Here is a 25,009-nt window from a genome sequence, read left to right on the forward strand (position 1 = left end):
CCCTCAGGTCCAGTTCGCTTTTCCGATCCGAACCGTAAGCTGAGCTGATGCTCGATGTGCGACGACTGCGCCTGCTGCGCGAACTGGCCCTGCGCGGCACCATCGCCGCTGTGGCGGAGGCCCTGTCCTTCACCCCGTCGGCGGTCTCCCAGCAACTGGGCACCCTGGAGCGGGAGGCCGGGGTGGCCCTGCTGGAGCGGACCGGGCGACGGGTGCGACTCACGCCGGCCGGGGAGAAGCTCGTACGCCACGCGGAGGCGGTGCTCGAACGGCTGGAGCAGGCGTCAGCCGAGCTGGCGGAGGCGCGCGGCGGGCCGGCGGGGCCGCTGCGGATCGGGGCCTTCCCGACGGCCACCCGGACGATCGTGCCGGAGGCGCTCGTGCTCCTCGCCTGCCGGCACCCGGTGCTCGAACCGATGGTCTCGGAGACGGATCCCGCCGCAGTGGCGCACGCGCTGCGCGCGGGGGACCTGGACGTGGCCCTCGTCCACGACTACGACCTGGTGCCCACGGCCCTGGAACCGGGGCTCGCGGCGGAGCCGTTGTGCGACGAGGCGATGTTCCTCGCCGCCTCCGCCCCCGCGCCCGCCGGTCTCGAGGGCCTCGCGGTCCTCGCGCACGGGCGGGACGAGCCGTGGATCGTGTCGGGCCCGGACACCCTGTGCCGCGAGGTGACCGAACGGATGTGCCGGGCGGCCGGGTTCGCGCCGCGGGTACGCCACCAGGTGGACGAGTTCGCCACCGTCCTCGCCTTCGTCGGAGCCGGCCAAGGGGTCGCCGTCGTCCCCCAGTTGGGCGCGCTGAGCCTCCCGCCGGGAGTGTGCCTGACGCCGCTCCCGGTCCGCCGCCGCACCACGATCGCGTACCGCAGCGGCGCGGGCCCCCACCCGGCGATCGCCGCCCTGGTCCGCGCGCTGCGCGACTCCGTGCCGGCCGCACTGAGAGAGGACCCGCCCGCCCGACGGGTCGCCGAGGCACGGTCCTCGGCGTGACGGGTGTCGGAGGACTTGTGTCGGCGTGCATGCCGCGCGGGTGCCGGGTGACCGCGGACCGACATGCGTCCGCATGGGTCCGGTGATGCAATGGGTCACGGGGAGATCCACGAACTCCAGGGGTCACGCCGTGAACGAAGCCCTGAACGAAGAAGTCGAAGAACTGGGACCCATCGACTACGTGGTCGTGGAGTTTCCCGGCAACCGGATGACCGGCGAGGGCCTGCCCCTCCTGGTCGATCTCGTGGACCGCGGCCTCATTCGCATCCTCGACCTGACGTTCGTCAGGAAGGACGAGGACGGCACCGTCAGCGGTCTGGAGCTCGCCGACCTCACCGGCGACGGCGAACTCGACCTGTCCGTCTTCGAAGGCGCCTCCTCCGGCCTCCTCGGCCAGGACGACCTCGAGGAGGCGGCCCACGCGCTCGAGCCCGGCAGCTCCGCCGGCGTCCTGGTCTACGAGAACCGCTGGGCCGCGCCCTTCGCCGCCGCCCTGCGCCGTGGCGGCGCCCGGATGGTCGCCTCGGGGCGGATCCCGGTGCCCGCCATCCTGGCCGCGCTCGACGACACCGAGGCCGCCGGCTGAGGCCGACAGCGGCCGGGGAGCAGAAGGGAAACCGCCATGCCAGGTCTTCTTCGCGGCGTCGCGCGCACGGCGGTGGTCGCCGGAACCGCGACTGCCGTATCGAACCGCGTGAGCCGCCGCCAGGCGGGACGGTGGGCCGCCCAGCAGGAGTACGAGGCCCCGCCGCCGCCCCCCGTCCAGCAGCAACCGGCCGCTCCGCCCGCCCCCGACATGAGCAGCAAGATCGAACAACTCAAGCAGCTCGGCGAGCTCAAGGAGCAGGGGGTGCTCACCGAGAGCGAGTTCGAGGAGCAGAAGCGCAAGATCCTTGGATCATGACCGGCCCCGGTCGACGCGGCTAGGGTCGGCGCATGACCGAGACGTGCCGCGACACAGAGAAGCCCGCGACCTCAGCGCAGTTCGACACGGCGGTCGCCGCCTGGCAGGACTGGCAGGAGGCCCCCTGGGGGCGGCTGCGGTACGCGGTCGCCGAGGCGAACCTGGCGCGTCATCTCGACGGCCTGGGCGCCCGGCCGCTACGGGTGCTCGACCTCGGGGGCGGCGACGGCGGGGACGCCCTCCGGCTCGCCGTGCGTGGACACCACGTGACCATCGTCGACTAAGCGCCGGCGATGCTGGCGACCGCGGCACGCCGCGCCGCCGAGGCCGGGGTGAGCCACCGGGTCGTGGGTGTCGAGGCGGATGTGAGCGCGCTGCCCCCGGAGCTGACACACGGCGGGTTCGATGTCGTGCTCTGCCACGGCGTGCTGCCCTACACCGCGGACGCGGCAGGGACGCTCGGCATGGCGCTCGGGGCGCTCCGGGACGGCGGGCTGCTGTCGGTGATCGCCATGAACCGGCACTCCGAGCCGCTGCGGTCGGCGGTACGGACCATGGATCCCGAGGACGTGCTGAGGGCTCTCGACGCGGACAGGGTGCACACCGAGCTGTTCGACGCCAAGCTCCGGCTGCACACCGCCGAGGAGCTCGGCGATGCGCTCCGCGCGCTGGGGTGCGGGCAGGTGCACGACTACGGGATCCGGGTGTTCTGCGACTACATCCCCGACGACTCGATCAAGTACGACCCGGCGTACTACGCACGCCTGGAGCGCGTGGAGATCGAGGCGGCCGGGCGCGCGCCGTACAAGCACACCGCCCGGCTGCTGCACCTCGTCGCCTACCGGGCGGGGTAGGCGCGGCCAGGGTGGGGGTGTCGCCGCGCCCTGAGCAGGTCAGTCGCGTTCGGCGGCCTTCGCGGCCTGCTCGGCCTGCTTCTCCTTGATGCGGACGGACTCCTTGCGGACCTCGGCCTGGGTGGCGCGCTCCTTCTGGAGCCAGTCCGGGTTCTCCGCCTTGAGGGCGTCGATCTGCTCGGTGGTCAGGGCCTCCGTGACCCCGCCGCGGGCCAGGCCGGAGATGGAGATGCCCAGCTTGGCCGCCACGACCGGGCGGGGGTGCGGGCCGGTGCGGCGCAGTTCGCGCAGCCACTCCGGCGGGTCGGTCTGGAGGGCGTTGAGCTCGGCGCGCGAGACCACACCCTCGCGGAATTCGGCGGGGGTGGCGTCGAGGTACACACCCAGCTTCTTCGCCGCGGTGGCGGGCTTCATCGTCTGGGCGGTCTGGTGCTGCGTCATGGTGACAAGAATATCGGCCGGGTGCGCCCCCGCCGACCACGGCCGGTAATCTGGCCTGGTGACAGGCTCGGATGCATCCTCCTCCCCCGCTCTCTCCTTCCGGCTGGCGTACGTGCCGGGCGTGACGCCCTCGAAGTGGGTGCGGATCTGGCACGAGCGGCTGCCCGAGGTCCCGCTCGACCTGGTGCAGGCCGAGGCGGCCGAGGTGCCCGGTCTGCTGCGGGAGCGGAAGGCCGACGCCGGTTTCCTGCGGCTTCCGGTCGACCGTACGGAGCTGAGCGCGATCCCCCTCTACACCGAGACCACCGTCGTGGTGATCCCGAAGGATCACCTGGTGGCCGCGGCCGAAGAGGTGACCGTCGACGACATCGCCGACGAGATCGTGCTGCATCCGCTCGACGACACCCTCGACTGGGAGCAGCCCCCGGGCCGTCCCGCCTTCGAGCGGCCGACGACCACGGCGGACGCCGTCGAGCTGGTGGCGGCCGGGATCGGGCTGCTCGTCGTGCCGCAGTCGCTGGCCCGGCTCTACCACCGCAAGGACCTCACGTACCGGACGATCACCGGGACCCCCCAGTCGCAGATCGCGCTGTCGTGGCCGGAGGAGGCCACCACCGATCTCGTGGAGGACTTCATCGGGATCGTGCGCGGGCGGACCGTCAACAGCTCGCGCGGCCGGCGGCCGGACGAGGCGAAGGACACCAAGGCGACCAAGGACGCCCAGGGCGGGCGTGCCGCCAAGCCGAAGCAGAGCCAGAAGCAGAGCGGGAAGCAGAGCCAGAAGCCACAGGGCGCCGGCGCTCGGCGCAAGGCCGGCGGCGCCGCCCCCAAGAGCCCCCGCTCCGGAAAGCCGCGCCGCCGCTCCTAGGGGCGCCTCAGCCACGACGGGCCGGCTCTACCAGGTGACGCGTACGGACGCGTCGGGTCCGGCCCCGAAAGTGAGGCGGCTCGCCGCCACGGTTCCATCGCTCCAGGAGAGGGGTGGCGTGTGCGACCCCGCTTGCCACACACCGCTGGATCCCGGGTCCAGATTCGGCGCGCCCCTGTTCATGGGGGTGCGGGCCGGGTCGATGTGCCAGATGAGCAGGCCATCGCCAGGGAAGGAGCGGTCGTACCTCCGAGGCCCGTTGGCCCGGCGGCGTTCGAGGAGGAAGTACTCGGACGCGCCACGGCTCGGATGCCAGAGGATCACCGCCCCGTCCGGACGCTGTGCGGAGATCTCGGCGACGTCCGCGCTTCCGTGAGCCGTCAGTTCGACCTGCCGGGGCTCGCACCAGCCGAGCTGGAGCTTGTGCCAGGCGTCCAGGTGAACGGTCGCCTGGTCGTTCGCGTAGAAGGGGTAGGCGCCCATCAGCGTGAGCAGGTAGTTCATGCTGCCGGGGTTGTACATGTCGACAGTGCCCAGTGAATGAGCGACCTCGTGCGCTACCTGGTAGAAGGGGGTGAAGGGGCCGGCGAAGGCGATCCGCACTTCGAGGGCCACGGTCACCTGTGAGAGCGGCTGGCCGATGAAGTACTCGGTCGTCGCGTACACGGGCTCGTTGGGCCGGTTCGCCGGGAAACGCTTGCGGATGTTCTCGACGACGAGCACCACGAGCTCGTCGCTGCTGACCAACAGGTCGAACACGTCGCCGTCGATCCCGATGAACATCCACGGCGAGTAGTCGATACATACGTACGGAGCGATTCCGCTGGACCGCCCCTCGCGCCGCTGCCACCATGCCCCCATGCGATTACGCCCCTTGCAGATCGCCGCCCTGGCCTTGCTCTTCCCGCTGGTCGCCTGCGGCTCGGACACCGATGAGGACGCGGGCCGAAGGGAGACCTCACAGAGTCCCTCGGCCGGGCAGCCGGCGCCGGCGAAGGAAGCGCCACGGCCCGGCGATCAGACGGTCGCCATGGGCTGGAAGGGGCAGGAGCGTGTCTACACGGTCCACGCGCCACCCGGCTACACGCCGAGCAAGCCGCTCCCCCTGGTCGTCGTCCTGCACCCCTACCCGGCCGACGGCGCGTACGCCGCCCGACTGACCGGCTTCAACGCCAAGGCCGACGAGGAAGGCTTCCTCGTCGCCTATCCGAACGGAGTGGACCAGGGCTACAACGCCCTCGTCTGCTGTGGCAGCGAGGACGACGTCGGTTTCATCGGGGCGATGACGAAGCGCCTGGTCGGCACGTGGAAGGCCGACCCTCAGCGCATCTACGCCACCGGCATCTCCAACGGCGCGGACATGTCCTTCAGACTCGCCGTCGAGCTCCCGGGCACGCTGGCCGCGATCGCCCCGGTCAGCGGCGGCTACATCGGCACGGCCGCGGAGAATCCCGCCTTCGTGCCGAAGACCCCGGTGTCCGTGGCCACCTTCGTCGGCGGTCGCGACACGTACTACGAACAGTTCGAGCAGGGCATCAAGTCCTGGTCGGCACGCCTGGGTTGCGAACCCGGCAGGCCCGAGAGGGTGGAGGGCGGCAACACGCGCACGCGGGCGACGTGCCGCGACACGTCGGAGTTCCTGACGTACCGCCTCCCGGACATGGGCCACAACTGGCCGGGCAGCAAGGACCCGACGATGGGCGAGCAAGCGACGGGTGTCACCGCGACCGATCTCATCTGGGAGTTCTTCGACGCACACCCCAAGAAGTCGTCCTGAAGGCAGGAACGCCGCCCGTCACCGACCTGCCCTGGTCCGAACCGGTCTTTCCGGCCTGGGGGCCGCTCGTCAGCCTCGACATCCTGTGGGGCCGGCGTCCCGCCGCGCCACGGCCCGCCTCGACCTGATCGCGCCGCACCGCTCACTCGAACGGTCATCTCCTCGTCGCCGCCGCCCGCCGGGCCACCGAGAGTGGTCACAGAAGGCCTGACCGGGCCATCGGAGAGGACCGATCTCGTGGTCAGGATCGCCGTCGATCTCAACCGCTGTCAGGGGTACGCGCAATGCGCCTTCCTCGCTCCCGGGATCTTCGCCATGCACGGCGAGGAGGCACTGCTGTACGACCCGGAGGCCGACGATGCACAGCGGGAGAAGCTGGCCCAGGCCGCCGCGGCCTGCCCCGTCCAGGCCATCCTCGTCGATGCCGTGGACGATCCTGCCGAGGTGGTGTCCGGTGCTCGGTGACGGAGCCCTGGAGCAGCTCAAACGCGAGGGCCGCATCGTCGTCGTCGGCGCCTCGCTGGCCGGGCTGCGGGCCGCCGAAACCCTGCGGGCCAAGGGCTTCGCGGGGTCACTGACCATGATCGGCGACGAGCCCTGCGAGCCGTACGACCGGCCCCCGCTGTCCAAGCAGGTCCTGCTCGGCAGGGCCCGCGCCGACCACACCGCACTGCCCAGGCTTCGATCCGTCGACGCGACCTGGCGGCTCGGCGTTCCGGCCACCGGCCTGGACATGGCCGCCAGGCGGGTGCGGCTGGCGGACGGCGACGAGGTGCCCTACGACCGGCTGCTGATCGCCACCGGGGTCCGGGCGCGCCCGTGGCCGCGCGAAGAGGAGGCGGAACTCGACGGCGTCTTCGTGCTGCGGACCCGCGAGCACGGCGCCGCACTCGCCCGGCGGCTCGCCGAGGGCCCCAGGCGCGTCCTCGTCATCGGGGCGGGGTTCACCGGCTCGGAGATCGCCTCCGCCTGCCGCGAACGCGGCCTCCCCGTCACCGTCGCCGAACGCGGCGCTGCGCCCCTGGTCGGCGCACTCGGCGGGGTGGTCGCGGCGGTGGCGGCCGACCTCCAGCGCGAGCACGGTGTGGACCTGCGGTGCGGGGTCATGGTGACCGCTCTGGAAGGCGACGCCTCGGGACGGGTGCGTGCCGCGCATCTGTCCGACGGCTCCACCGTGGAGGCCGACGTGGTGATCGTGTCGCTCGGCGCCATCCGCAACACCGAGTGGCTCGCCGGTTCCGGACTCGGGGCCGGCCCCCGGGGCATCGCCTGCGATGCCGGCTGCCGTGCCTTCGACATCCGCGGAATCGTCACCGACGACATCTATGCGGCGGGCGACGTCGCCCGCTGCCCACACCCGCTGTTCGGCTACCAGTTCCTGTCTCTGGAGCACTGGGGCAACGCCTCAGCCCAGGCGCGGATCGCGGCGCACAACATGCTCAGCGAGAGCACCGACCGGTTGCCGCACTTGGAGGTGCCGGCCTTCTGGTCCTCTCAGTTCGGCGTCAACATCAAGTCGGTCGGAGTGCCGTCGATGGCGACGGAGATCCTCGTCTCGCAGGGCTCACTCGAAGGCCGCCGGTTCATCGGCGTCTACGGGTACCAGGGGCGCGTCATCGGCGCGGTCGCCTTCGACCAGGCGAGGTGGCTGCCGTTCTACCAGGAGCTGATCGAGACCACCGCGCCGTTCCCGCCGACGTTCGCCACCGTCGACCGGCGCCCGGACGGACAGCGACCGGTCGACGCGGACTTCCCCGACCCCTCGGTGCCCAGCCACGGCCCCACCGTGTCCCTCAGCGGATACTCGCCGGCCGACCGCCGGATGACCTTCACCCCCGCGCACTGACCCGCACGGCCCCGAGGAACCGCCATGACGCCATCCCTGCTGCACCAGATCCTGGACTACGCCAACCGGGCCGATCCGTACCCGATCTACGGACAGCTGCGGAAGACGCCGGTCCACCACGAAGCCGACGGGCCGTACGTGATCAGCACCTACTACGAGATCCGCAGCCTCCTGCACGACCCCCGGATCAGCTCCGACGCCGGCAACCTGGCCTCGCGCACCGCCGACCCGCTGGCCGAGACGGCCCCGGAGGAGAGCGCCCTGCCGCCGAGCTTCCTGAGGCTCGACCCGCCGGAGCACGACCGGCTGCGACGTATGACCAACCGGCACTTCGGCCCTCCGCACTCGCCCCACCGCGTCGACGGAATGCGCCCGGAGCTCCACGACATCGTCGCGGGCCTCATCGACGGCATCGACGACCCGGGGCGGATCGACCTGGTGGAACAGGTCTCCTACCCCTTCCCGGTGACGGTGATCTGCCGGCTGCTCGGAGTGCCGCGCGAGGACGAGCACCGCTTCCACACCTGGGCGGACACCCTCGCCGCCAGCCTGGACCCCGACCCGGACGCCGACCCCGCCGAGCAGGGCACGGGCGCGCACGACGCCCGGATGCAGTTGGGGATGTATCTGGCCGGCCTGATCGAGGAGCGCCGCAAGAACCCCGGGGATGACATGCTCTCGCAGCTGGCGACGGCCAGGGGCGAGGACGGTCCGATGACCACGATGGAGCTGCTCAGCACGGCTGCGCTGCTGCTGATCGCGGGGCACGAGACCACGGTCAACCTCATCACCAACGGAATGCTGACCCTGCTGCGCAACCCCGAGGTCCTCCAGCGGCTGCGTGCCGAACCGCGGCTTGCCGTGCCCGTCGTCGAGGAACTGCTGCGCTTCGAGCCGCCGGTCCAGCTGCTGCCCCAGCGCACCACTCTCGCCGACATCGAGGTCCGCGGCGTCACCATCCCCAAGGGCGCCTCTCTCTGGCTGGTCCTGGCGTCCGGCAACCGCGACCCCCAGCGCTTCGAGGACCCGGACCGTTTCGACCCGGACCGCCCGGACGTCCAGCACCTCGGCCTGGGCAGCGGCATCCACAGCTGCTTCGGCGCACCGCTCGCCCGGCTGGAGGCCCAGCTCGCCCTGTCGGAGCTCGCCCGGAGGCTGGAGAACCCACGCCTGCTGGAGGACCCGCCCCCGTACCGGCGGAACGCCGTACTGCGCGGGCCGCGGCATCTGCGCATCTCCTGCGACGGGATCCGCCCCTAGGGAGTGCTGTCCCGACGTTGCGGGCGGGCTGCTCAGGCCGCGGTCTCCGTCGCCGCCACCGGCTCCTTCGCCGGTGCAGGCGCCGGCAGCGGGCGTACGGGGATGAGGGCGGCCACGGCCGCCGCTGCGAGGCCGACTCCGCCGCCGATGAGCAGGGCGACGCGGAAGCCGTCCTCCGAGGGCAGCGGGTGGCCGCCGAAGTCGGTGGTCAGCTGGGCGAGGACGACGCCGATGACGGCCGCGGAGACGGAGCTGCCGATGGAGCGCATCAGGGTGTTGAAGCTGTTGGCGGAGGCGGTCTCCTGCTGGGGCACGGCGCCCATGATGAGCGCGGGCATCGCCCCGTACGCGAGGCCGACACCGGTGTTGCAGATGAGGGTGACGGCGAGCAGGCCCCAGGTGGAGCCCATGAGGAGCAGCGAGGACAGGTAGCCGAGGGCGATGACGAGGCTGCCGACGGCGAGGGTGACCTTGGGGCCGCGGGCGGCGGAGAGCTTGGCGCCGAGCGGGGCCAGGACCATCATCAGGCCCGCCGGGGCCATCCTCAGGCCCATGGCCATCATCGACTGGCCGAGGCCGTAGCCGGTGGCCTCGGGCAGCTGGAGCAGCTGGGGGACGACGAGCGACTGGGCGTACATCGCGAAGCCGACCAGGATCGAGGCGGCGTTGGTCATGAGGACCTGCGGGCGGGCGGTGACGCGCAGGTCGACCAGCGGGTCGCGGGTGCGCAGCTCCCAGCGTCCCCAGGCGAGCAGGACGACGGCCGCCGCGGCGAAGAGGCCGAGGGTGGTGGCGCTGCCCCAGCGGCGATGCTCCGCGCCGGCGTTGTCGAGCGCATCCCCGACCCGGACGGCGGGATCGCCCGCAAGTTCCGCATCACCGCCGAGGGCGAGCGGCGCCTCGACGCCGACCGGGCCTTCAACATCCAGGGCCTGGAGCGGGTGCTGGAAGAGTGGACACCCGAGGAGGTGGCCGGTTTCGCCGCCACCCTGAAACGCTTCAACCGGGACATCGAACGACTCGACGGGCGGCCCTGGCCGCGCCCCTGATCCGGGAGGAACCCCGCATGCGCGTCGCCCTGTTCGTCACCTGCGTCAACGACGCCCTGTTCCCGGCAACGGGGGTGGCTACCGTCCGGCTGCTCGAACGCCTGGGGGTGACCGTCGACTTCCCCGCCGCGCAGACCTGCTGCGGCCAGCCGCAGTTCAACACCGGCTACCGCGCCGCGACCGCTCCCCTCGTCAGGCGCACGGTACGTGCCTTCGAGGGGTACGAGTACGTCGTCACCCCCTCCGGCTCGTGCGCGGCCATGGTCCGCCGGCACTACGCGCCGTTCGGCGCCGGCGCGGCGGAACTCGGCCCGCGCACCTACGAGTTGACGGAGTTCCTGGTCGACGTGCTCGGTGTGACGGACGTCGGCGCGTATTACCCGCACCGGGTCACCTACCACCCCTCGTGCCACGGCCTGCGGCTGCTCGGGCTCGGCGACCGGCCGCGGCGGCTCCTGGAGGCGGTCAGGGGCCTTGAGCTCGTCGACCTGCCGGGGGCGGAGGAGTGCTGCGGATTCGGCGGGACCTTCGCCGTGAAGAACGCGGACGTGTCGGCGGCCATGGGCGCCGACAAGGTGCGCAGCGCGGTGTCGACGGGCGCGGAGGTGCTGTGCGGGGCGGACAACTCCTGTCTGATGCACCTGGGTGGCACGATGAGCCGGATGAAGGTGATCCCCGAGATGCGACCGGTCCACCTGGCGGAGATCCTGGCGAGCACGGAAGAGGAGCCCCTGGCATGAGCGGCACGTTCGTGGGAATGCCGTCCTTCCCCGAGGCCGCGCACGACGCCGTCCGCGACGAACGGCTGCGCGGCAATCTGCGGCACGCCACCCACACCATCCGCGACAAGCGGGCCCGGGCCGTGGCCGAACTCGACGACTGGGCGGAGCTGCGGGAAGCCGGGAAGGCGATCAAGGACCGGACGCTGCGTCAGCTCGACCGCCACCTCCTCCGGCTGGAGGAGGCGGTGACCGCCGCGGGCGGCACGGTCCACTGGGCGGCGGATGCCGGCGAGGCCAACCGGATCGTCGCCGACCTGGTGAAGGCGACCGGCGAGACCGAAGTGGTCAAGGTCAAGTCCATGGCCACCCAGGAGATCGGCCTCAACGAGGCCCTGGAGGCCGAGGGCATCCGCGCCTACGAGACGGATCTCGCCGAACTCATCGTGCAGTTGGGCGACGACCGCCCCTCGCACATCCTGGTCCCCGCCATCCACCGCAACCGGGGCGAGATCCGCGACATCTTCCGGACCCGCATGGGCGCGTGGGGCCGGCCGGCGCCCGAGGACCTCACCGACACGCCCGCCGAGCTCGCGGAGGCGGCCCGGCTGCACCTGCGGGAGAAGTTCCTGCGCGCCAAGGTCGGCATCTCCGGGGCCAACTTCATGGTCGCCGAGACCGGCACCCTCGTCGTCGTCGAGTCCGAGGGCAACGGCCGGATGTGCCTCACCCTCCCCGAGACCCTCATCTCGGTCGTCGGCATCGAGAAGGTGGTGCCCACCTGGCGGGACCTGGAGGTGTTCCTCCAGACGCTGCCGCGCTCATCGACGGCCGAGCGGATGAACCCCTACACCTCCATGTGGACCGGCACCACCGACGGCGACGGGCCGCAGACCTTCCACCTCGTGCTGCTCGACGCGGGGCGCACCGACGTCCTCGCCGACGAGGTCGGCCGGCAGGCGCTGCGCTGTATCCGCTGCTCGGCCTGCCTGAACGTCTGCCCGGTGTACGAACGGGCGGGCGGCCACGCGTACGGCTCCGTCTACCCCGGCCCGATCGGCGCGATCCTCACCCCCCAGCTGCGCGGCACAGCAAGCGAGATCGACGCCTCCCTGCCGTACGCCTCCTCACTCTGCGGGGCCTGCTACGACGTGTGCCCGGTCGCCATCGACATCCCCGAGGTGCTGGTCCATCTCCGGGAGCGGGTCGCCGGGCAGGGCGGGCCCGGCCACCGACTGGAGCGGGTCGCCATGAAGGCGGCCGGGTGGGTGCTCGACCGGCCCGGGGTGCTCGCCGCCGGGGAACGGATCGCGGCGAGGACCCGCGCCCTGCACCCGAAACGGCCGCCGGGCGCCGGGGCCTGGACCGCGAGCCGTGACCTGCCCGAGGTGCCCGCGGAGTCGTTCCGCGACTGGTGGAGGAGGAACCGTACGTGACCGACTCCTCCTCCCGGGACCGGATCCTGGCCCGGATCCGCAACGCCGTCGCCCGGGCGCCCGAGGCGCCCGAGCCCGAACGCCGCTATCGCGAACGGCACGCCCCTGACGATCCGGCCGCCCTCGTCGACCTGCTCCACGCGAACCTGGCCGACTACCGGGCCGTCGTGCACCGCACCGGCGCCGAAGGGCTCCCGGGCCTGGTGGCCCGGCTGCTCGCGGAGCACGGGGCGCGCAGTGTCGCCGTACCGCCATCGCTGCCGGAGGAGTGGCTGTCGGGCCTGGACGGTGGCGTCGAACTCCGTGCCGACGACGGGTCGCTGACGCCCTACCGGCTGGACGCCACCGATGCCGTGGTGACCGGCTGCGCCGTCGCCGTGGCCGAGACGGGGACGATCGTCCTGGACGGCGGCGCGGGGCAGGGGCGGCGCGCCCTCACCCTCGTGCCCGATCTGCATCTGTGTGTCGTCCGGGTGCCGGCGCAGGTGGTGGCCTCGGTGCCGCTCGCCCTGCCCCGGCTCGACCCCACGCGGCCGCTGACCTGGATCTCCGGGCCGTCGGCGACGAGCGACATCGAGCTGGACCGGGTGGAGGGCGTGCACGGCCCGCGCCGCCTCGAGGTCGTCCTCCTGACCGCCTGACGCACCTGGCAGCAACGGCTGGGACCCGGCCGGCCCGGCCTCGGGCAACGGCAGGGAGAAGCAGGCGCTGTTCGACCACGACGACGAGCCGCTGCCCGCGGCGGGGCTGCTCGCCCACCGCTGACCGGTGGCAGGCAGGGCCTCCGGCGAGGCTCCGGTGGCGGGGCCCGGCGGGGGACGCTGGGATGGGGGCATGGACGATCGCCCCGCACCCTGGTCGGCCGCGCTGCCGCCTGTCGCGGGGGCGGCGGTGATGGCCACCGGCATCCTCTCCATCGGGTTCCATCCGGCCGGCTTCGAGGTGCTCTCGCTGGTGGCGCTCTGGCTCGCCGCGGCGGTGTGGCTCCTGCTCGCCGGCGCGTTCGCGGCCCTCTTCCTGAGCGACCGACGCGGCTGGGAGGCGCGGGCGGACACCCCGCCCGCGCTGACCGCCGTCGCCGCCACCTCCGTCCTCGGGGTGCGGTTCTCGCAGCTCGGGTGGGGGCCGCTCGCCGTGGCGCTGCTGGCCCTCGCCGCCGTGGCGTGGGTGACGCTGCTGCCGACGGTGCTGCGGCACCTCGGGCATCACATGCCCGGCGGGGCCTTCCTGATCTGCGTGGCGACCCAGGGGCTCGTCGTCGTGGCGGGCACCCTCGCGCCGCGTTACGGCCGGTGGCTCGCGTGGGCGGGTCTGGTGCTGTTCGTCCTCGGGCTCGTGCTGTACGTGGACGCCCTGGTCCGCTTCGACCCGCACCAGGTCGTGACCGGAGCGGGCGACCAGTGGGTGGCCGGCGGGTCGCTCGCGATCTCGGCGCTCGCCGGGGCCAAGCTGCTCGCCACGGGCGTGTGGACCGGGGCGGCGCACGAGGCGCTGCGGACGACCACCCTCGTACTCCTCGGCCTGTCCCTCGCCTGGTGCGCCGTCCTGGCCGCGGCCGAGGTGGCGCGCCCCCGCCCGGCATACGACGTGCGGCGCTGGGCCACGGTCTTCCCGGTGGGCATGACGGCGGTCGCCTGCCTGTTCTCGGCGGTCCCGACAGGGGTCGGGTGGCTGGATCCGCTCGGGCGGGTGCTGCTCTGGACCGGCGCCGCGGTCTGGCTGCTCACCGCGTACGGCCTGGTGCGTCAGGCGTCGATGGGGAGGCCGGTGTAGTTCTCGGCGAGTTCGGCGGCGGCGTGCGGTGAGCCCGCGATCCGGTCCAGCTGGGAGAGCTGGAGGCGGGTGTCGAAGGGCGACTGGCCGGGGTCGGCGTGGAGGGTGGTGGTCATGACGTACGAGAAGTGCTCGGCCCGCCAGACCCGGCGCAGGCAGGTGTCCGAGTAGGCGTCGAGCAGCCCGGTGGAGCCGGTGTCCTTGAGGTGGGCGAAGGCGCGGGCGAGGACGACGACGTCGGCGGCGGCCAGGTTGAGGCCCTTGGCGCCGGTCGGGGGGACGATGTGAGCCGCGTCCCCGGCGAGGAACACCCGGCCGTACCGCATGGGCTCGGTCACCGAGCTGCGCATCGGCAGGACGGACTTCTGGGTGACGGGCCCGCGCCTGAGCCGCCAGGCGGGATCGCCCCGCAGGGCGAGGCGGGCGTCGAGTTCGTCCCAGACCCGCTCGTCCGGCCAGTCGGCCGGGTCGGTGCCGTCGGGCACCTGGAGGTAGAGGCGGCTGACGGACGGCGAGCGCATGCTGGCGAGGGCGAAGCCGCGCTCCGAGTGCGCGTAGATCAGCTCGTCGTACACGGGCGGGGCCTCGGCGAGGATGCCGAGCCAGGAGTAGGGGTAGGTACGGGTGAAGGTGCGCCGCTCGCCTTCGGGGACGGCGTGGCGGGTGACGCCGTGGAAGCCGTCGCAGCCGACGACGTAGTCGCAGGTGAGGGTGTGGCGGCGGCCCTGGTGGGTGTAGCGGACCAGGGGGCGCTCGGTGTCGGCTCCCTCGACGGCGGTGACCTCGGCCTCGAAGAGCAGCGGGCCGCCTTGGGCGACCTGGAGGGCGACGAGGTCCTTGACGACCTCGGTCTGCGCGTAGACCCAGACCCGGCGGCCGCCGGTGAGAGCGGGGAAGTCGATGCGCGTGGCGCGGCCGTCGTGGCGCAGTTCGATGCCGTCGTGCGGAATGCCCTCGGCGTCGAGGCGGGTGCCCGCGCCGGCGGCGCGCAGGGCGTCGACGGTCGCCTGTTCGAGGATGCCGGCGCGCTGGCGCCGCTCGACGTAGCCACGGTCGCGGCTCTCCAGGACGACGCTGTCGATGCCCGCGCGGTGGAGCAGGCGGGCCAGGAGCAGGCCGGCGGGGCCGCCGCCGATGATGCCGACGGTGGTGTGCATGGGGTCTCCTCGTCGCGTCGGTCTGTCTGCTGTGCGTTGCCGCGGGCCTGACGGCTGTTCGCATAGTGAAGAGACCTTCACTATGCTGGGAGTGTGGGCGCGGCCGGGTGCGCCTGTCAACGGACGGAGAGCGCATGCCAGCGACGCACCACGACCCGATCGCCAGCGCGCCGCCCGAGGCCGTGACCCCGCTCATCCGCGGGATCGGTGTGCTGCGCCGGCTCACGGACGCGGGCGGGCGGATGACGGTCGGCGAGCTGGAGCGCGCCACCGGGCTCGCCCGGTCGACGGTCGACCGGGTCACCGGCACCCTCGCCCGCATGGCATACGTACGGATCGAGGACCGCGATGTCGTCCTCGCGCCGGGTCTGCTGGAACTGGGCAACGCGTACCTGGCCTCGGTGCGGCTGCCGGACCTGCTCGGCGGGCGCGCCGACGCGCTGGCCGACGAACTGGACGAGTCGGTGTCGCTCGCGGTCGCGGACGGCGACGGCATCCGCCTCGTCCGCCAGGCGACCCGGCGGCGCGCGATGGCCGTCAGCTTCCGCATCGGCGACCTGCTGCCCGCCGAACGCACCGCGCCCGGGGCCGTGTTCGCCTCCGAATGGGACGAGGCCGGGTGGGCCCGGTGGCGGGAACGCCGGGCCGCCGATCCGCAGGACCGGGGCTTTCCCCCCGTACCCCCGCGGCCGGTCGGCGCCGGGGACTTCGAGCAGCGCGCCGCCGAGGCGCGGGAGCGCGGCTGGGCGGTCGACGACCAGCTGATCGAACCGGGGCTCGTGGCGCTCTCCGTGCCGGTACGTGCGGCCGGCGGCCGGATCGCCTGCGTGCTGAGCGCCGTGAGCCACACCAGCCGGCACGACGCCGCCTCGCTGCGGACGGCCCTGCTGCCCCGGCTGCTCGCGGCCGCGGGCGGGATGGAGCGGGTGCTGCGGGAGGCGCCGGCGGCCGCCCCGGTCGCGCCGAGCGGGCTCGCCGGCTGGACGGGCGCGTCCAAGCAGGAGTTGGGGCGCGGGTTCGTCGAGTCGCTGGCGCGCGGTCTGACCGTCCTCACGGCGTTCGGCGAGGGGCGTGCCGCCCTGCCCCTGACGGCCGTCGCCGAGGCCACCGGCCTGGCGCGGGCCACCGCGCGGCGGGCCCTGATCACCCTGGAGCACCTGGGCTGTGTGGCGGTGGACGGCCGGGAGTTCCGGCTCACGCCGCGCGTGTTGTCGCTGGGCTTCGCGCCGTTGTCCCGGACCACCCTCACCCGGATCGCACAGCCCCATCTCGCGGGCCTGGCCGACCGGGTGCGCGAGTCCACCTCGCTGGCCGTGCTCGTGGGCGACGAGGTCCAGTACACCGGCCGGGTCGAGACCAGCCGCATCATGAACGTCCACATCACCATCGGGACGCGCTTCCCCGCGTACGCGACCTCCATGGGCCGCGTGCTCCTCGCCGGCCTGCCCGCCGAGGAGCGCACGGCGCGCCTCGCGCGGACGGAGCTGCGCGCCCTCACCCCGTACACGGTGACGGGGCGGACCGAGCTCGCCGCCGTCCTCGCGGAGGTGGGGCGGCAGGGTTACGCGCTCGTCGACGAGGAGTTGGAGGAGGGGCTGCGGTCGATCGCGATGCCGGTCCACGACCGCACGGGAGCGGCCGTCGCCGCCGTCAACGTCGCCCTGCACAGCAGCCGCAGGTCGCGCGAGGAGTGCGAGGCGGAGGTCCTGCCGGAGCTTGCGGCCGCGATCGGCGGCATCGAGGCGGATCTGCACGTCACGGAGCGGTTCGCCCGGGTTCCGGCGTACTGATCTCCTCGTCCTCCAGGACGCGCTGGGCACGCGATCTTCGCACGACTGCGACGGGTTCTGCGGCGCTGTTAGCCTGCGGTCCATGATCAAGGGCGGTTTGGCAGGTCGAATAGGCCGGATGGCGGGGGACAGTGGGCCGGAGCGCGTGCTGGTCGCCGCCAGTTTCGTCAACCGGGTCGGCAATGGTCTGTTCAACGCGGCGTCGGCGCTCTACTTCACCTTGGTCGTGGGCCTGCCTGCGGTGCAGGTCGGCGCCGCGCTCACCATCGCCGGAGTGATCGGCTTGTGCGCGGGGATACCCGGGGGTCATCTCGCTGACCGGCGCGGCGCACGCGTGATCATGATGCTGGCCCTCGCGGTCCAGGCGGTATCGATGGCGGCCCTCGTCCTCGTCGAGAGCTGGGCCGCGCTCACGATCATCGCGACGGTCGACCAGATCGCCGCGGCGGTCGGAGGGGCGGCGTGGGGGGCTCTGGTGGCCCGGGTCGGGGGTGAGCGACCGGCCGTGTTCCGGGCGAAACTGCGCACCTTCGTCAACCTGGGCGTCGTCCTGGGAACGGTGGGCGCCGGGCTGGCGCTGGCCGCGGACACCCGTGGCGCCTATGTCACGCTGATTCTCGGCAACGCGGCGAGCTTCGCCCTGTGCGCGGTGCTTCTGCTTCTGCTGCCCCGCTATCCGGTGCTGCCAGCGCCGCCGCGGCAGCGGCGCTGGCTCGTCTTCGCGGACCGTCCGTTCCTGACGTTCACCGCCCTCTACGGGGCCATGGGACTGCAGTACCCGGTGGTCTCCCTGCTCCTGCCGATCTGGATCTCCGAGCACACCGAAACGCCGCGTTGGACGGTGGCCGCGCTGTTCGCAGTCAATTCCGTCTTCTGCGTACTGATGCAGACCAGGATCGGCTCCCGTATCGAGACCCCGTACGACGGCGGCAGGGCGTTTCGCACTGCGGGGCTGCTCTTCCTCGTCAGCTGCCCGACGATGGCGCTGGCGGCGTACGCCCCTGTCTGGGCGGCAGCAGGACTGGTCCTGGCGGCGATCTTCGTCCACAGCCTGGGAGAGGTCTGGGAGTCCTCGGCGTGCTTCGCCCTGGGTTTCGGTCTTGCCCCCGACCATGCCCAGGGCCAGTACCAAGGTGTCCTCGGCCTCGGCTTCAACGCGGGCCAGGCTCTTGCCCCTGCGATCCTCACCACGGTGGTGCTGGGCCTCGGCACGGCGGGCTGGCTGCTGCTGGCGTTGTTCTTCGCCATGCTGGGTGCTGCCGGCCCATCTCTTGCCCGCTGGGGTATGCGGACCCGGCCGCAGCCGGGCGTTGCTGCGGAAGCGACGAGATGACCAGGGAGCAGGTGCCGGCAGCCTTCCCCGTGGCATGGAACAGTGTGGGTGCATCGCGTGGCCGCTGGAGTAGCGACATGACACGGGTGGTCAGGCCGCCTGACCCCAGCCGTCCGGCGCGGGCGGGGCGTCACCGCGCAGCGGGCTGAAGTCGAGGTCCGGATGCGGGTCGTACGCGTCGGGCACGAGCCGCGTTCGTGAGGGGCTCAGTTCAGCAGCGCGGGCGCCGCCCGGTCGAGCACCCCTTCGATGCGCGCCCAGGTCTCCTCGTCCCGCGCCACCGGGGGCAGCGCCTTCCCCTCCCCCGCACCCCAGGCGGCGGCGAGCGCCACCGGGTCGGTCCCGCCGACCGCCGCCGCCGCCAGCGCGGCGGCGCCGAGGGCGACCAGCTCGGTGGCGGCGGGGACGAGGAGGGGCCGCCCGGAGAGCCGGCGCACCGTCTCGGTCCATGCCCGGCCGCGCGCGCCGCCGCCGATGAGGCGCAGGGGGCGTTCGCGTACGGCGGGGTCGGCGGGGTCGAGTCCGCAGGCGGCGAGGAGTTCGTCGAGGGCGCGCAGCACGGTGAAGACGGCGCCCTCGTAGGCCGCGCCGAGCAGGGCGCGCGGGGTGGTGGTGTGCCGCAGGCCGGTGAGGAGGCCGGTGGCGTGCGGCAGGTCGGGGGTGCGTTCGCCGTCGAGGTACGGCAGGAGGACGAGGCCGTCGCCGGGCTCGGCGTCCTCGCGGTCGAGACCGAGGAGTCCGGCGATCCTGTCGACGGCCAGGGTGCAGTTGAGGGTGCAGCCGAGCGGCAGGAAGGTTCCGTCGGCGGCGGCGAAACCGGCGATGCCGGGGCTGGCGGGGCGGGTGCGGGTGGCGGCGAAGACGGTGCCCGAGGTGCCGAGACTGACGACCGGGTGGTCCAGGAGTCCGCCGGCGCCGAGGCCGAGCCCCACGGCGGCCGCCATGTTGTCGCCCGTTCCGGCGGCGACGACCACGCCGCCGGGGAGTCCCAGGGCGTCGGCGGCGGCCCGGGTCAGGGTGCCGGCGCGCGTGGCGGCGGTGGGCGCGAGGGCCGGCAGTAGCGCGGGGTCGAGACCGAGCAGGTCGAGCAGGCCGTGGTCGTAGGCGGCGTCCGCGGTGGAGTACCAGCAGGTCCCTGAGGCGTCGCCGGGGTCGGTTACGGCCTCGCCCGAGAGGCGTTCGGTGAGGAAGTCGTGCGGCAGGCGAACGGCGGCTGCGCGTGCGGCGGTGCCCGGTTCGTGCGCGCGCAGCCACTGCCACTTCGCGGCGGTCATGGCGGCGACGGGCACGGAGCCGGTGCGGGCGAGCCAGGCGTCGGGGCCGCCAAGCGCCGGGGCGAGGGCGGCGGCCTGGGGTGCGGAGCGGGTGTCGTTCCACAGGAGGGCGGGGCGCAGCGGGCGGCCGGCCGCGTCGAGGGTGACGAGTCCGTGCTGCTGTCCGGCGACCGCGATGCCGGTGACGGCGGAGGGCGGCACGGCGGCCTCCTTCAGGCCGGCGGAGACGGCCCGGGCCAGGGCGGTCCACCAGATCTCGGGGTCGGTCTCGCGGGCCCCGTCGCCGCCCGTGACGGTGTGCGGGGCGCGGCCGACGGCGAGCAGGGCGCCGGTCTCCGCATCGACGATCGCGGCCTTCGTGGACTGCGTGGAGCTGTCGACGCCGATCACCACCGGGCGTGCGGTCATGGGCCACCTCTTCTCGTTCCCCAGGTGCGGGCACTGGCGCCCGGCTCACCCTGACGGTATTAGTTATCTCAGAAAACAAATCTGGCGGCCAGCCTCGCCACGAAGGAGCCGGACATGCCGCAGCATCTCCTCCCCACCCCCGACGACCGCTTCACCTTCGGCCTGTGGACCGTCGGCTGGCAGGGCCGGGACCCGTTCGGGGACGCCACCCGCCCAGCGCTCGACCCGGTCGAGTCGGTGGAGCGGCTCGCCGCCCTCGGCGCGTACGGCGTCACCTTCCACGACGACGACCTCATCCCCTTCGGGGCGAACGAGGCCGAGCGGGAGACCGCGGTGAAGCGGTTCCGGGGCGCGCTCGACCGCACCGGCCTGAAGGTGCCGATGGCCACCACCAACCTCTTCACCCACCCCGTCTTCAAGGACGGCGCCTTCACCGCCAACGACCGCGACGTGCGCCGCTTCGCCCTGCGCAAGACGATCCGCAACATCGACCTCGCCGTGGAGCTCGGCGCCTCCGTGTACGTGGCCTGGGGCGGCCGGGAGGGCGCCGAGTCGGGCGCGGCCAAGGACGTCGGCCTGGCCCTGGACCGGATGAAGGAGGCCTTCGACCTGCTCGGGCAGTACGTGACCGAGCAGGGTTACGAGCTGCGCTTCGCGATCGAGCCCAAGCCGAACGAGCCGCGCGGCGACATCCTGCTGCCGACGATCGGCCACGCCCTCGCGTTCATCGAACGCCTGGAGCGCCCCGGTCTCGTCGGCGTGAACCCTGAGACGGGCCACGAGCAGATGGCCGGCCTGAACTTCCCGCACGGCATCGCGCAGGCGCTGTGGGCCGGCAAGCTGTTCCACATCGACCTCAACGGGCAGTCCGGTATCAAGTACGACCAGGACTTCCGCTTCGGGGCGGGCGACCTTCGCCAGGCCTTCTGGCTCGTCGACCTCCTGGAGACGGCCGGCTACGCGGGGCCGCGGCACTTCGACTTCAAGCCCGTACGCACCGACGGCATCGACGGGGTGTGGGAGTCGGCGAAGAACTGCATGCGCAACTACCTGATCCTCAAGGAGCGCGCGGCCGCCTTCCGCGCCGACCCCGAGGTCCGGGACGCCCTCGCCGCCTCCCGTCTCGACGAACTGGCCGTGCCCACCGCCACGGACGGTCTCGCCGGTCTGCTGGGTGACCCCACGGCGTACGAGACCTTCGACGCGAACGCGGCGGCCGAGCGCTCGATGGCCTTCGAGCGCCTCGACCAGCTCGCTCTCGAGCATCTGCTCGCGGTGCGCTGAGCCGCTGCCAATTGGCTGTACGGGCTTCCCTGTTTGTGCCATTCTCCCGACACCACCACTTTCGGGGGAAGGGTGATGCGCAATGGGGACTTCAACGAGCGTCGCCCGCTTGGTCGTCGCCCTTCTTCTCTGCCTGCCGGTCGCCGTGGCCTGCGACGACACGGGCGACGAAGCGGGCGGCGGCCCGGGCGGCGGGACCAGCGGCGGAGGGGTGCCGGGGCCCGGGAACGGCGGCGGGCCGGGGGGAAGCGGAGGCGACAACGGTGGCGCCAAGCCCAATCCGCTGAAGATCCCCGAGTGGGGCAGGAACGGCTTCCTGTTCGACGACAGGAGCCCGGAGGGGCCCGGCAACTGGAAGAACATCAAGGACGCGTTCGTAGCCGAGTGCAAGGACGGCACGCTCTGCGTGGACCTGGTCCGCGTCTACCGTACGGTGGACGGACAGAGGTCCGAGGGTCCGTGCGGCTACGACCACGTGGAGCCCTCGGCAGGCACCTGGGTCAAGCGGCACCGGACCGTGTACGTGGTGGGCGTCTGCGGCCCTGAGGGTCCTGAGGTCATCGAGACGGAGACCGGCGGGCCCGAGGAGACCGGCGGACCGGAGCAGACCGAGGGGCCGGAGGAGACCGAGGGACCGGAGGAGACCGGGGACCCGGGCACCTCGCCGACCGACCCGTCCTCGCCGTCCACCGAGACCACCGCCCCTGCCTCATGAACGAGGGTGTCGGCGGCCTCGGCCGGCTCGGCACGGTCGTCGGCGCGATCGCCGCGCCGACGAGCCTGGTCACCGCACTGCTCTACTACTTCGGCTACTACCACGCCTACTGGTTCTTCGCGTATTTCAGGGTGCACTCCACGCTCCTCGGCTTCGGCACGGCCGACTACCTGATGCGCAGCCTGGACGCCCTGTGGGTGCCGATGACGGTGACCGCGACCGTCGGTGTGGTCGTGTTCTGGGGGCACGACCTGGTGTGGCGCAGACTTGCGACGCGGCTACGGCGGTCCGTGCTGCGCGGTGCGACGGCGGCTGTGGCAGTGCTCGGATTCCTGTTGACGCTCGGGGGCCTCTGGTCGACCTTCACGACGACCTTCCTCAGCAGTGTCCTGACCCTGGCCCCGCTGAGCCTGTCCGTCGGGGTGATGCTGCTGGTGTACGCGCGACACCTGGGCCGGGCGGTCGCGGTGGCGGGGGATGGGGCCGCGACGGCGAACCAGGCGGAGGAGCCCGTGGAGGCCGCCGCGCAGGGCGCCCTCCAGGACGCCCCGCAGGACGCCCAGGGCCCACCACCGGCCCCTCCAGCGGCCGACGCCATCGAGGCGACCGGCACCGCGGCCGAAACCACCGAAACCGCCGAGTCGACCGAGACCACCGCAGTCGCCACCGACGGCGACGCCCCCTCCCCCACGCCGGCCGCTTCCCCGTCCCCGCCCCCTTCCCCGCCCTCTCCCCCTCCCGCCCCGCGCCCCGAATGGGCCACCCTCGTCGAATGGACCGTGGTCTTCGCGCTGGTCATGCTGGGCCTGGTCTGGGCCGCCGGAGACTACGCCGCCTCCGTCGGCACGACCCGGGCCCAGCGCTTCACGGCCGCGCTCGCCGAGCAGCCCTCCACCGTGGTCTACAGCGAGCACAGCCTCAGCATCAGCGGTCCCGGCGTGCGCGAGACCCGCTGCGGCAACGACAAGGCCGCCTACGGCTACCGCTACGACGGGCTGGTGCTCATCCTGCAGTCGGGCAACCAGTACGTCCTCGTGCCCGCGCGCTGGAGCCGGGCCGACGGGGTCGCCCTGGTCCTGCCGCGCAACGACTCCGTACGCCTGGAGTTCGGGCCGCCGGCGAGCGTGCTCAGCAGGGCGGCGCAGCGGCCGTCCTGCTGACGACCCGCTGCCCGGCCGGATGCTCGACGAGGTCCGCGACCAGGCCGCCCCGGTGTCCACCGTGGCGTGGGCCGCGGCCCCCCCTGGGAGCGGGAGGCCGCCGAGCACGAGGAGATCCTGCGGCTGGCGGTCGGCGGGGACGTCGAGGGTGCCGGACGGGCCGGGCCTGGTCGGCCACTGCGCGGGCGCCGGCAGGCCGCGCCGACCCGCCGCCCGCCGTCGCTCCGCAGGCCGTGAACCAAACGCCCATGCCCAGGGGCTGTCGGTCAGCCGGTGAACGGCGCGGCCGGCAGCCCCTCGCCCATGTCCGGGAAGACCAGCAGCGAGCCCGCGAGCGGCTCCGGCTGGGCCAGGCCGCTTCGTGCCGTGGTCACGTACAGGTCGCGCAGGCCCGGGCCGCCGAACGCGCACGCCGTCGGCCGGGCGACGGGGAGCGGGACGATCCGGTCGAGCGCGCCGTGCGGGGAGTAGCGGTGCAGCGCGCCGCCGTCCCAGAGCGCGACCCAGACGCAGCCCTCGGCGTCGACGGCGAGCCCGTCGGGGTAGCCGTCCCGCTGCCCGACGGTGACGAACTCCCGGCGTTCGACGACCTGTTCGTCCGCAACCCGCAGGATGTCGATGCGGCGGGTGGGAGTGTCGACGTAGTACGCGAGGCTCGCGTCCGGGCTCCAGCCGATGCCGTTGCTGATGGTGACCGGGTCGAGCAGCGGGGTGGCACGGCCGTCGGGGGCGATCCTGACGAGGTCGCCGCCGCCGGGCGCCTCGTCGTAGCGCATGGTGCCGGCCCACAGGCTGCCGTCCGGGGCGACGGCGGCGTCGTTGCCCCGGCGCCCGGGGACGGGATGGTGGCGGAGCCAGGAGAAGGCCCCGTCGGTGTCGTAGAGGCCGACGCCGTCGCGCAGGTTGGCGACGATGCCGCCACCGGCACGGGGTTTCGCCGCGCCGACGTGCTGGTCGGTGGCGAGGACGGTGCGGCGGCCGCCGGCCGGCTCGTAGGTGTGGATGCGGGAGCCGAGGATGTCGACCCACAGGAGCCGGGCGCCGGCCTCGTCCCAGGTGGGGCCCTCGCCGAGTTCGGCGGACTCGCGGACCGCTGTCTCGGGGCTCACCGCACGCCCCGGTGGCCGAGGCGGACGGAGAGGTCGTCGGCGCCCTTGGCGGCGAGGGCGGCGAGTTCCGTCTCGCGCTCCTCGGTCCAGCGGATGACGGGCACGGAGATGGACAGGGCGGCGACGACCCGGCCCGCCCGGTCGCGTACGGGGGCGGCGACACAGCTGACGTCGGGATTGGACTCGCGGTGCTCGACGGCGGTGCCGCGGGTCCGGGTCTCGGCCAGGGCGGCCCGCAGGGCGTCCGGTTCGGTGATGCTGTCCGGGGTCAGCGCGGCGAGCGGGCGGCCCTCGGGGTGACCGGCGAGGCGGGCGTCGAGCTCGGCCTCGGGGAGTGCGGCGAGCAGCATCTTGCCGACCGCCGTGCAGTGGGCGGGCAGGCGGCGGCCGGCGGCGGAGACCATGCGCACGGCATGGGTGGAGTCGACCTTGGCGATGTAGATGACGTCGGTGTCCTCCAGGACGGCGACGTGGACGGTCTCGCCGCAGGTCTCGGCGACCTCGCGGGCGACGGCCTGGCCTTCGGCGGCGAGGTCGAGCTGCTCCGCGTACCGGCTGCCGAGCTGGTACGTACGCACGCCGAGGCGGTAGCGGCCGGGCTGTTCGGGGACGGGCGCGAGGTAGCAGCGGGCGGTCAGGGTGGAGAGCAGCTCGTGGGTGGTGGTGCGCGGGAGCTGGAGCCTGCGGGTGATCTCCGGGGCGGAGAAGGTCTCCTCGCCCTGGAGGAACAGCTCCAGGATGTCGAATGCTCTGGCCACCGCGGGCACGAGACGTCCCATGACCGCCACCCCCTCATGTTCGATATCTCGGCCGACGGCCGTCATCTCGAACGAAGGCTAACCACGCGGACGTTGAGGAGG

At 73.1% G+C, this 25,009-nt stretch carries 25 protein-coding genes and 3 pseudogenes; 21 read left to right on the forward strand and 7 right to left on the reverse strand.

The features are described from left to right. The first annotated feature begins 47 nt into the window (after nt 1-47). From ACIGEZ_RS28165 to ACIGEZ_RS28185, 5 genes are all read left to right on the forward strand, one after another. On the forward strand, nt 48-992 hold the full coding sequence (locus ACIGEZ_RS28165; RefSeq protein WP_399836217.1) for a LysR substrate-binding domain-containing protein: 945 nt from the start codon (nt 48-50) through the stop codon (nt 990-992). A 163-nt stretch (nt 993-1,155) separates the two neighbouring features. After that, nucleotides 1,156-1,578: a DUF6325 family protein gene (locus tag ACIGEZ_RS28170; protein ID WP_399836400.1), complete on the forward strand. Its 423-nt coding sequence runs from the start codon at nt 1,156-1,158 to the stop codon at nt 1,576-1,578. A gap of 36 nt (nt 1,579-1,614) precedes the next feature. Continuing rightward, on the forward strand, nt 1,615-1,896 hold the full coding sequence (locus ACIGEZ_RS28175; RefSeq protein WP_399836220.1) for an SHOCT domain-containing protein: 282 nt from the start codon (nt 1,615-1,617) through the stop codon (nt 1,894-1,896). A 32-nt stretch (nt 1,897-1,928) separates the two neighbouring features. Continuing rightward, nucleotides 1,929-2,180, forward strand: a complete 252-nt coding sequence (locus ACIGEZ_RS28180; RefSeq protein ID WP_399836222.1) for a hypothetical protein — start codon at nt 1,929-1,931, stop codon at nt 2,178-2,180. Between the two features lie 9 nt (nt 2,181-2,189). Further along, complete coding sequence (locus ACIGEZ_RS28185; RefSeq protein WP_399836224.1) at nt 2,190-2,750, forward strand: methyltransferase domain-containing protein; 561 nt, start codon at nt 2,190-2,192, stop codon at nt 2,748-2,750. A 39-nt stretch (nt 2,751-2,789) separates the two neighbouring features. On the opposite strand, the gene ACIGEZ_RS28190 is transcribed toward ACIGEZ_RS28185, so the two are convergent. Then, a complete protein-coding gene (locus tag ACIGEZ_RS28190) occupies nt 2,790-3,191 on the reverse strand; it encodes a DUF5997 family protein (RefSeq protein WP_399836227.1) in 402 nt (133 codons plus the stop codon). 58 nt (nt 3,192-3,249) lie between these two features. Between ACIGEZ_RS28190 and ACIGEZ_RS28195 the strand changes: the two genes are divergently transcribed. After that, nucleotides 3,250-4,059 carry a LysR family substrate-binding domain-containing protein gene (locus ACIGEZ_RS28195; RefSeq protein WP_399836230.1) on the forward strand — a complete coding sequence of 270 codons (810 nt, stop codon included), beginning with the start codon at nt 3,250-3,252 and terminating at the stop codon, nt 4,057-4,059. A 27-nt stretch (nt 4,060-4,086) separates the two neighbouring features. Here ACIGEZ_RS28195 and ACIGEZ_RS28200 read toward each other — a convergent pair whose 3' ends face one another. Continuing rightward, complete coding sequence (locus tag ACIGEZ_RS28200) at nt 4,087-4,842, reverse strand: hypothetical protein (RefSeq protein WP_399836232.1); 756 nt, start codon at nt 4,840-4,842, stop codon at nt 4,087-4,089. Between the two features lie 76 nt (nt 4,843-4,918). Here ACIGEZ_RS28200 and ACIGEZ_RS28205 point away from each other — a divergent pair, with 76 nt between their 5' ends. From ACIGEZ_RS28205 to ACIGEZ_RS28220, 4 genes are all read left to right on the forward strand, one after another. After that, complete coding sequence (locus tag ACIGEZ_RS28205; RefSeq protein ID WP_399836235.1) at nt 4,919-5,836, forward strand: alpha/beta hydrolase family esterase; 918 nt, start codon at nt 4,919-4,921, stop codon at nt 5,834-5,836. A gap of 237 nt (nt 5,837-6,073) precedes the next feature. After that, on the forward strand, nt 6,074-6,301 hold the full coding sequence (locus ACIGEZ_RS28210) for a ferredoxin (protein ID WP_399836238.1): 228 nt from the start codon (nt 6,074-6,076) through the stop codon (nt 6,299-6,301). Beyond that, complete coding sequence (locus ACIGEZ_RS28215) at nt 6,258-7,682, forward strand: NAD(P)/FAD-dependent oxidoreductase (RefSeq protein ID WP_399836240.1); 1,425 nt, start codon at nt 6,258-6,260, stop codon at nt 7,680-7,682. The genes ACIGEZ_RS28210 and ACIGEZ_RS28215 overlap by 44 nt, the downstream gene beginning before the upstream one ends. Nucleotides 7,683-7,706: 24 nt before the next feature. Continuing rightward, the gene (locus tag ACIGEZ_RS28220; protein WP_399836243.1) at nt 7,707-8,942 is read left to right on the forward strand and encodes a cytochrome P450; all 1,236 of its coding nucleotides are present in this window, start codon (nt 7,707-7,709) and stop codon (nt 8,940-8,942) included. A gap of 32 nt (nt 8,943-8,974) precedes the next feature. Here ACIGEZ_RS28220 and ACIGEZ_RS28225 read toward each other — a convergent pair. Beyond that, nucleotides 8,975-9,745 (reverse strand): annotated as a pseudogene (locus ACIGEZ_RS28225) (MFS transporter); the annotation flags it as partial. Here ACIGEZ_RS28225 and ACIGEZ_RS28230 point away from each other — a divergent pair. The 5 genes and pseudogenes from ACIGEZ_RS28230 to ACIGEZ_RS28250 form a co-directional block, all read left to right on the forward strand. Further along, nucleotides 9,677-9,991 (forward strand): annotated as a pseudogene (locus ACIGEZ_RS28230) (MarR family transcriptional regulator); the annotation flags it as partial. The pseudogenes ACIGEZ_RS28225 and ACIGEZ_RS28230 overlap by 69 nt on opposite strands. 17 nt (nt 9,992-10,008) lie before the next feature. Further along, nucleotides 10,009-10,731, forward strand: coding sequence for a (Fe-S)-binding protein (locus tag ACIGEZ_RS28235; protein WP_399836246.1), 723 nt, complete (start codon nt 10,009-10,011; stop codon nt 10,729-10,731). After that, nucleotides 10,728-12,146, forward strand: coding sequence for a lactate utilization protein B (locus ACIGEZ_RS28240; protein WP_399836249.1), 1,419 nt, complete (start codon nt 10,728-10,730; stop codon nt 12,144-12,146). The genes ACIGEZ_RS28235 and ACIGEZ_RS28240 overlap by 4 nt, the downstream gene beginning before the upstream one ends. Continuing rightward, nucleotides 12,143-12,787: a lactate utilization protein C gene (locus tag ACIGEZ_RS28245; protein WP_399836252.1), complete on the forward strand. Its 645-nt coding sequence runs from the start codon at nt 12,143-12,145 to the stop codon at nt 12,785-12,787. The genes ACIGEZ_RS28240 and ACIGEZ_RS28245 overlap by 4 nt, the downstream gene beginning before the upstream one ends. 193 nt (nt 12,788-12,980) lie before the next feature. Then, entirely contained in the window at nt 12,981-13,919 is a 939-nt protein-coding gene (locus ACIGEZ_RS28250) for a tellurite resistance/C4-dicarboxylate transporter family protein (protein WP_399836255.1), read from the forward strand. Here ACIGEZ_RS28250 and ACIGEZ_RS28255 read toward each other — a convergent pair. Further along, nucleotides 13,892-15,076 (reverse strand): 4-hydroxybenzoate 3-monooxygenase, encoded by a 1,185-nt coding sequence (locus ACIGEZ_RS28255; RefSeq protein ID WP_399836257.1) that lies wholly within the window; start codon nt 15,074-15,076, stop codon nt 13,892-13,894. The genes ACIGEZ_RS28250 and ACIGEZ_RS28255 overlap by 28 nt on opposite strands. A 134-nt stretch (nt 15,077-15,210) precedes the next feature. Here ACIGEZ_RS28255 and ACIGEZ_RS28260 point away from each other — a divergent pair, with 134 nt between their 5' ends. Next, complete coding sequence (locus tag ACIGEZ_RS28260) at nt 15,211-16,866, forward strand: IclR family transcriptional regulator C-terminal domain-containing protein (protein WP_399836260.1); 1,656 nt, start codon at nt 15,211-15,213, stop codon at nt 16,864-16,866. 82 nt (nt 16,867-16,948) lie between these two features. Further along, the gene (locus ACIGEZ_RS28265) at nt 16,949-18,199 is read left to right on the forward strand and encodes an MFS transporter (protein WP_399836263.1); all 1,251 of its coding nucleotides are present in this window, start codon (nt 16,949-16,951) and stop codon (nt 18,197-18,199) included. Between the two features lie 206 nt (nt 18,200-18,405). On the opposite strand, the gene xylB is transcribed toward ACIGEZ_RS28265, so the two are convergent. Further along, complete coding sequence (gene xylB, locus ACIGEZ_RS28270) at nt 18,406-19,881, reverse strand: xylulokinase (RefSeq protein WP_399836266.1); 1,476 nt, start codon at nt 19,879-19,881, stop codon at nt 18,406-18,408. Nucleotides 19,882-19,995: 114 nt separating this feature from the next. Here xylB and xylA point away from each other — a divergent pair, with 114 nt between their 5' ends. The 4 genes and pseudogenes from xylA to ACIGEZ_RS28290 all read left to right on the forward strand — a co-directional run. Beyond that, entirely contained in the window at nt 19,996-21,165 is a 1,170-nt protein-coding gene (xylA, locus tag ACIGEZ_RS28275) for a xylose isomerase (protein WP_399836270.1), read from the forward strand. An 82-nt stretch (nt 21,166-21,247) separates the two neighbouring features. After that, nucleotides 21,248-21,880 (forward strand): hypothetical protein, encoded by a 633-nt coding sequence (locus ACIGEZ_RS28280; RefSeq protein ID WP_399836272.1) that lies wholly within the window; start codon nt 21,248-21,250, stop codon nt 21,878-21,880. Next, nucleotides 21,877-23,040 (forward strand): hypothetical protein, encoded by a 1,164-nt coding sequence (locus tag ACIGEZ_RS28285; RefSeq protein ID WP_399836274.1) that lies wholly within the window; start codon nt 21,877-21,879, stop codon nt 23,038-23,040. Before ACIGEZ_RS28280 ends, ACIGEZ_RS28285 begins: the two co-directional genes overlap by 4 nt. Then, nucleotides 23,033-23,277 (forward strand): annotated as a pseudogene (locus ACIGEZ_RS28290) (GntR family transcriptional regulator); the annotation flags it as partial. The gene ACIGEZ_RS28285 and the pseudogene ACIGEZ_RS28290, both read left to right, overlap by 8 nt. A gap of 29 nt (nt 23,278-23,306) precedes the next feature. Here ACIGEZ_RS28290 and ACIGEZ_RS28295 read toward each other — a convergent pair. After that, nucleotides 23,307-24,149: an SMP-30/gluconolactonase/LRE family protein gene (locus ACIGEZ_RS28295; protein ID WP_399836278.1), complete on the reverse strand. Its 843-nt coding sequence runs from the start codon at nt 24,147-24,149 to the stop codon at nt 23,307-23,309. After that, nucleotides 24,146-24,928, reverse strand: a complete 783-nt coding sequence (locus tag ACIGEZ_RS28300; protein ID WP_399836281.1) for an IclR family transcriptional regulator — start codon at nt 24,926-24,928, stop codon at nt 24,146-24,148. The genes ACIGEZ_RS28295 and ACIGEZ_RS28300 overlap by 4 nt, the downstream gene beginning before the upstream one ends. Between the last annotated feature and the right edge of the window lie 81 nt (nt 24,929-25,009).

The organism is Streptomyces sp. NPDC085481 (genome assembly GCF_044541845.1).
GTDB lineage: Bacteria > Actinomycetota > Actinomycetes > Streptomycetales > Streptomycetaceae > Streptomyces.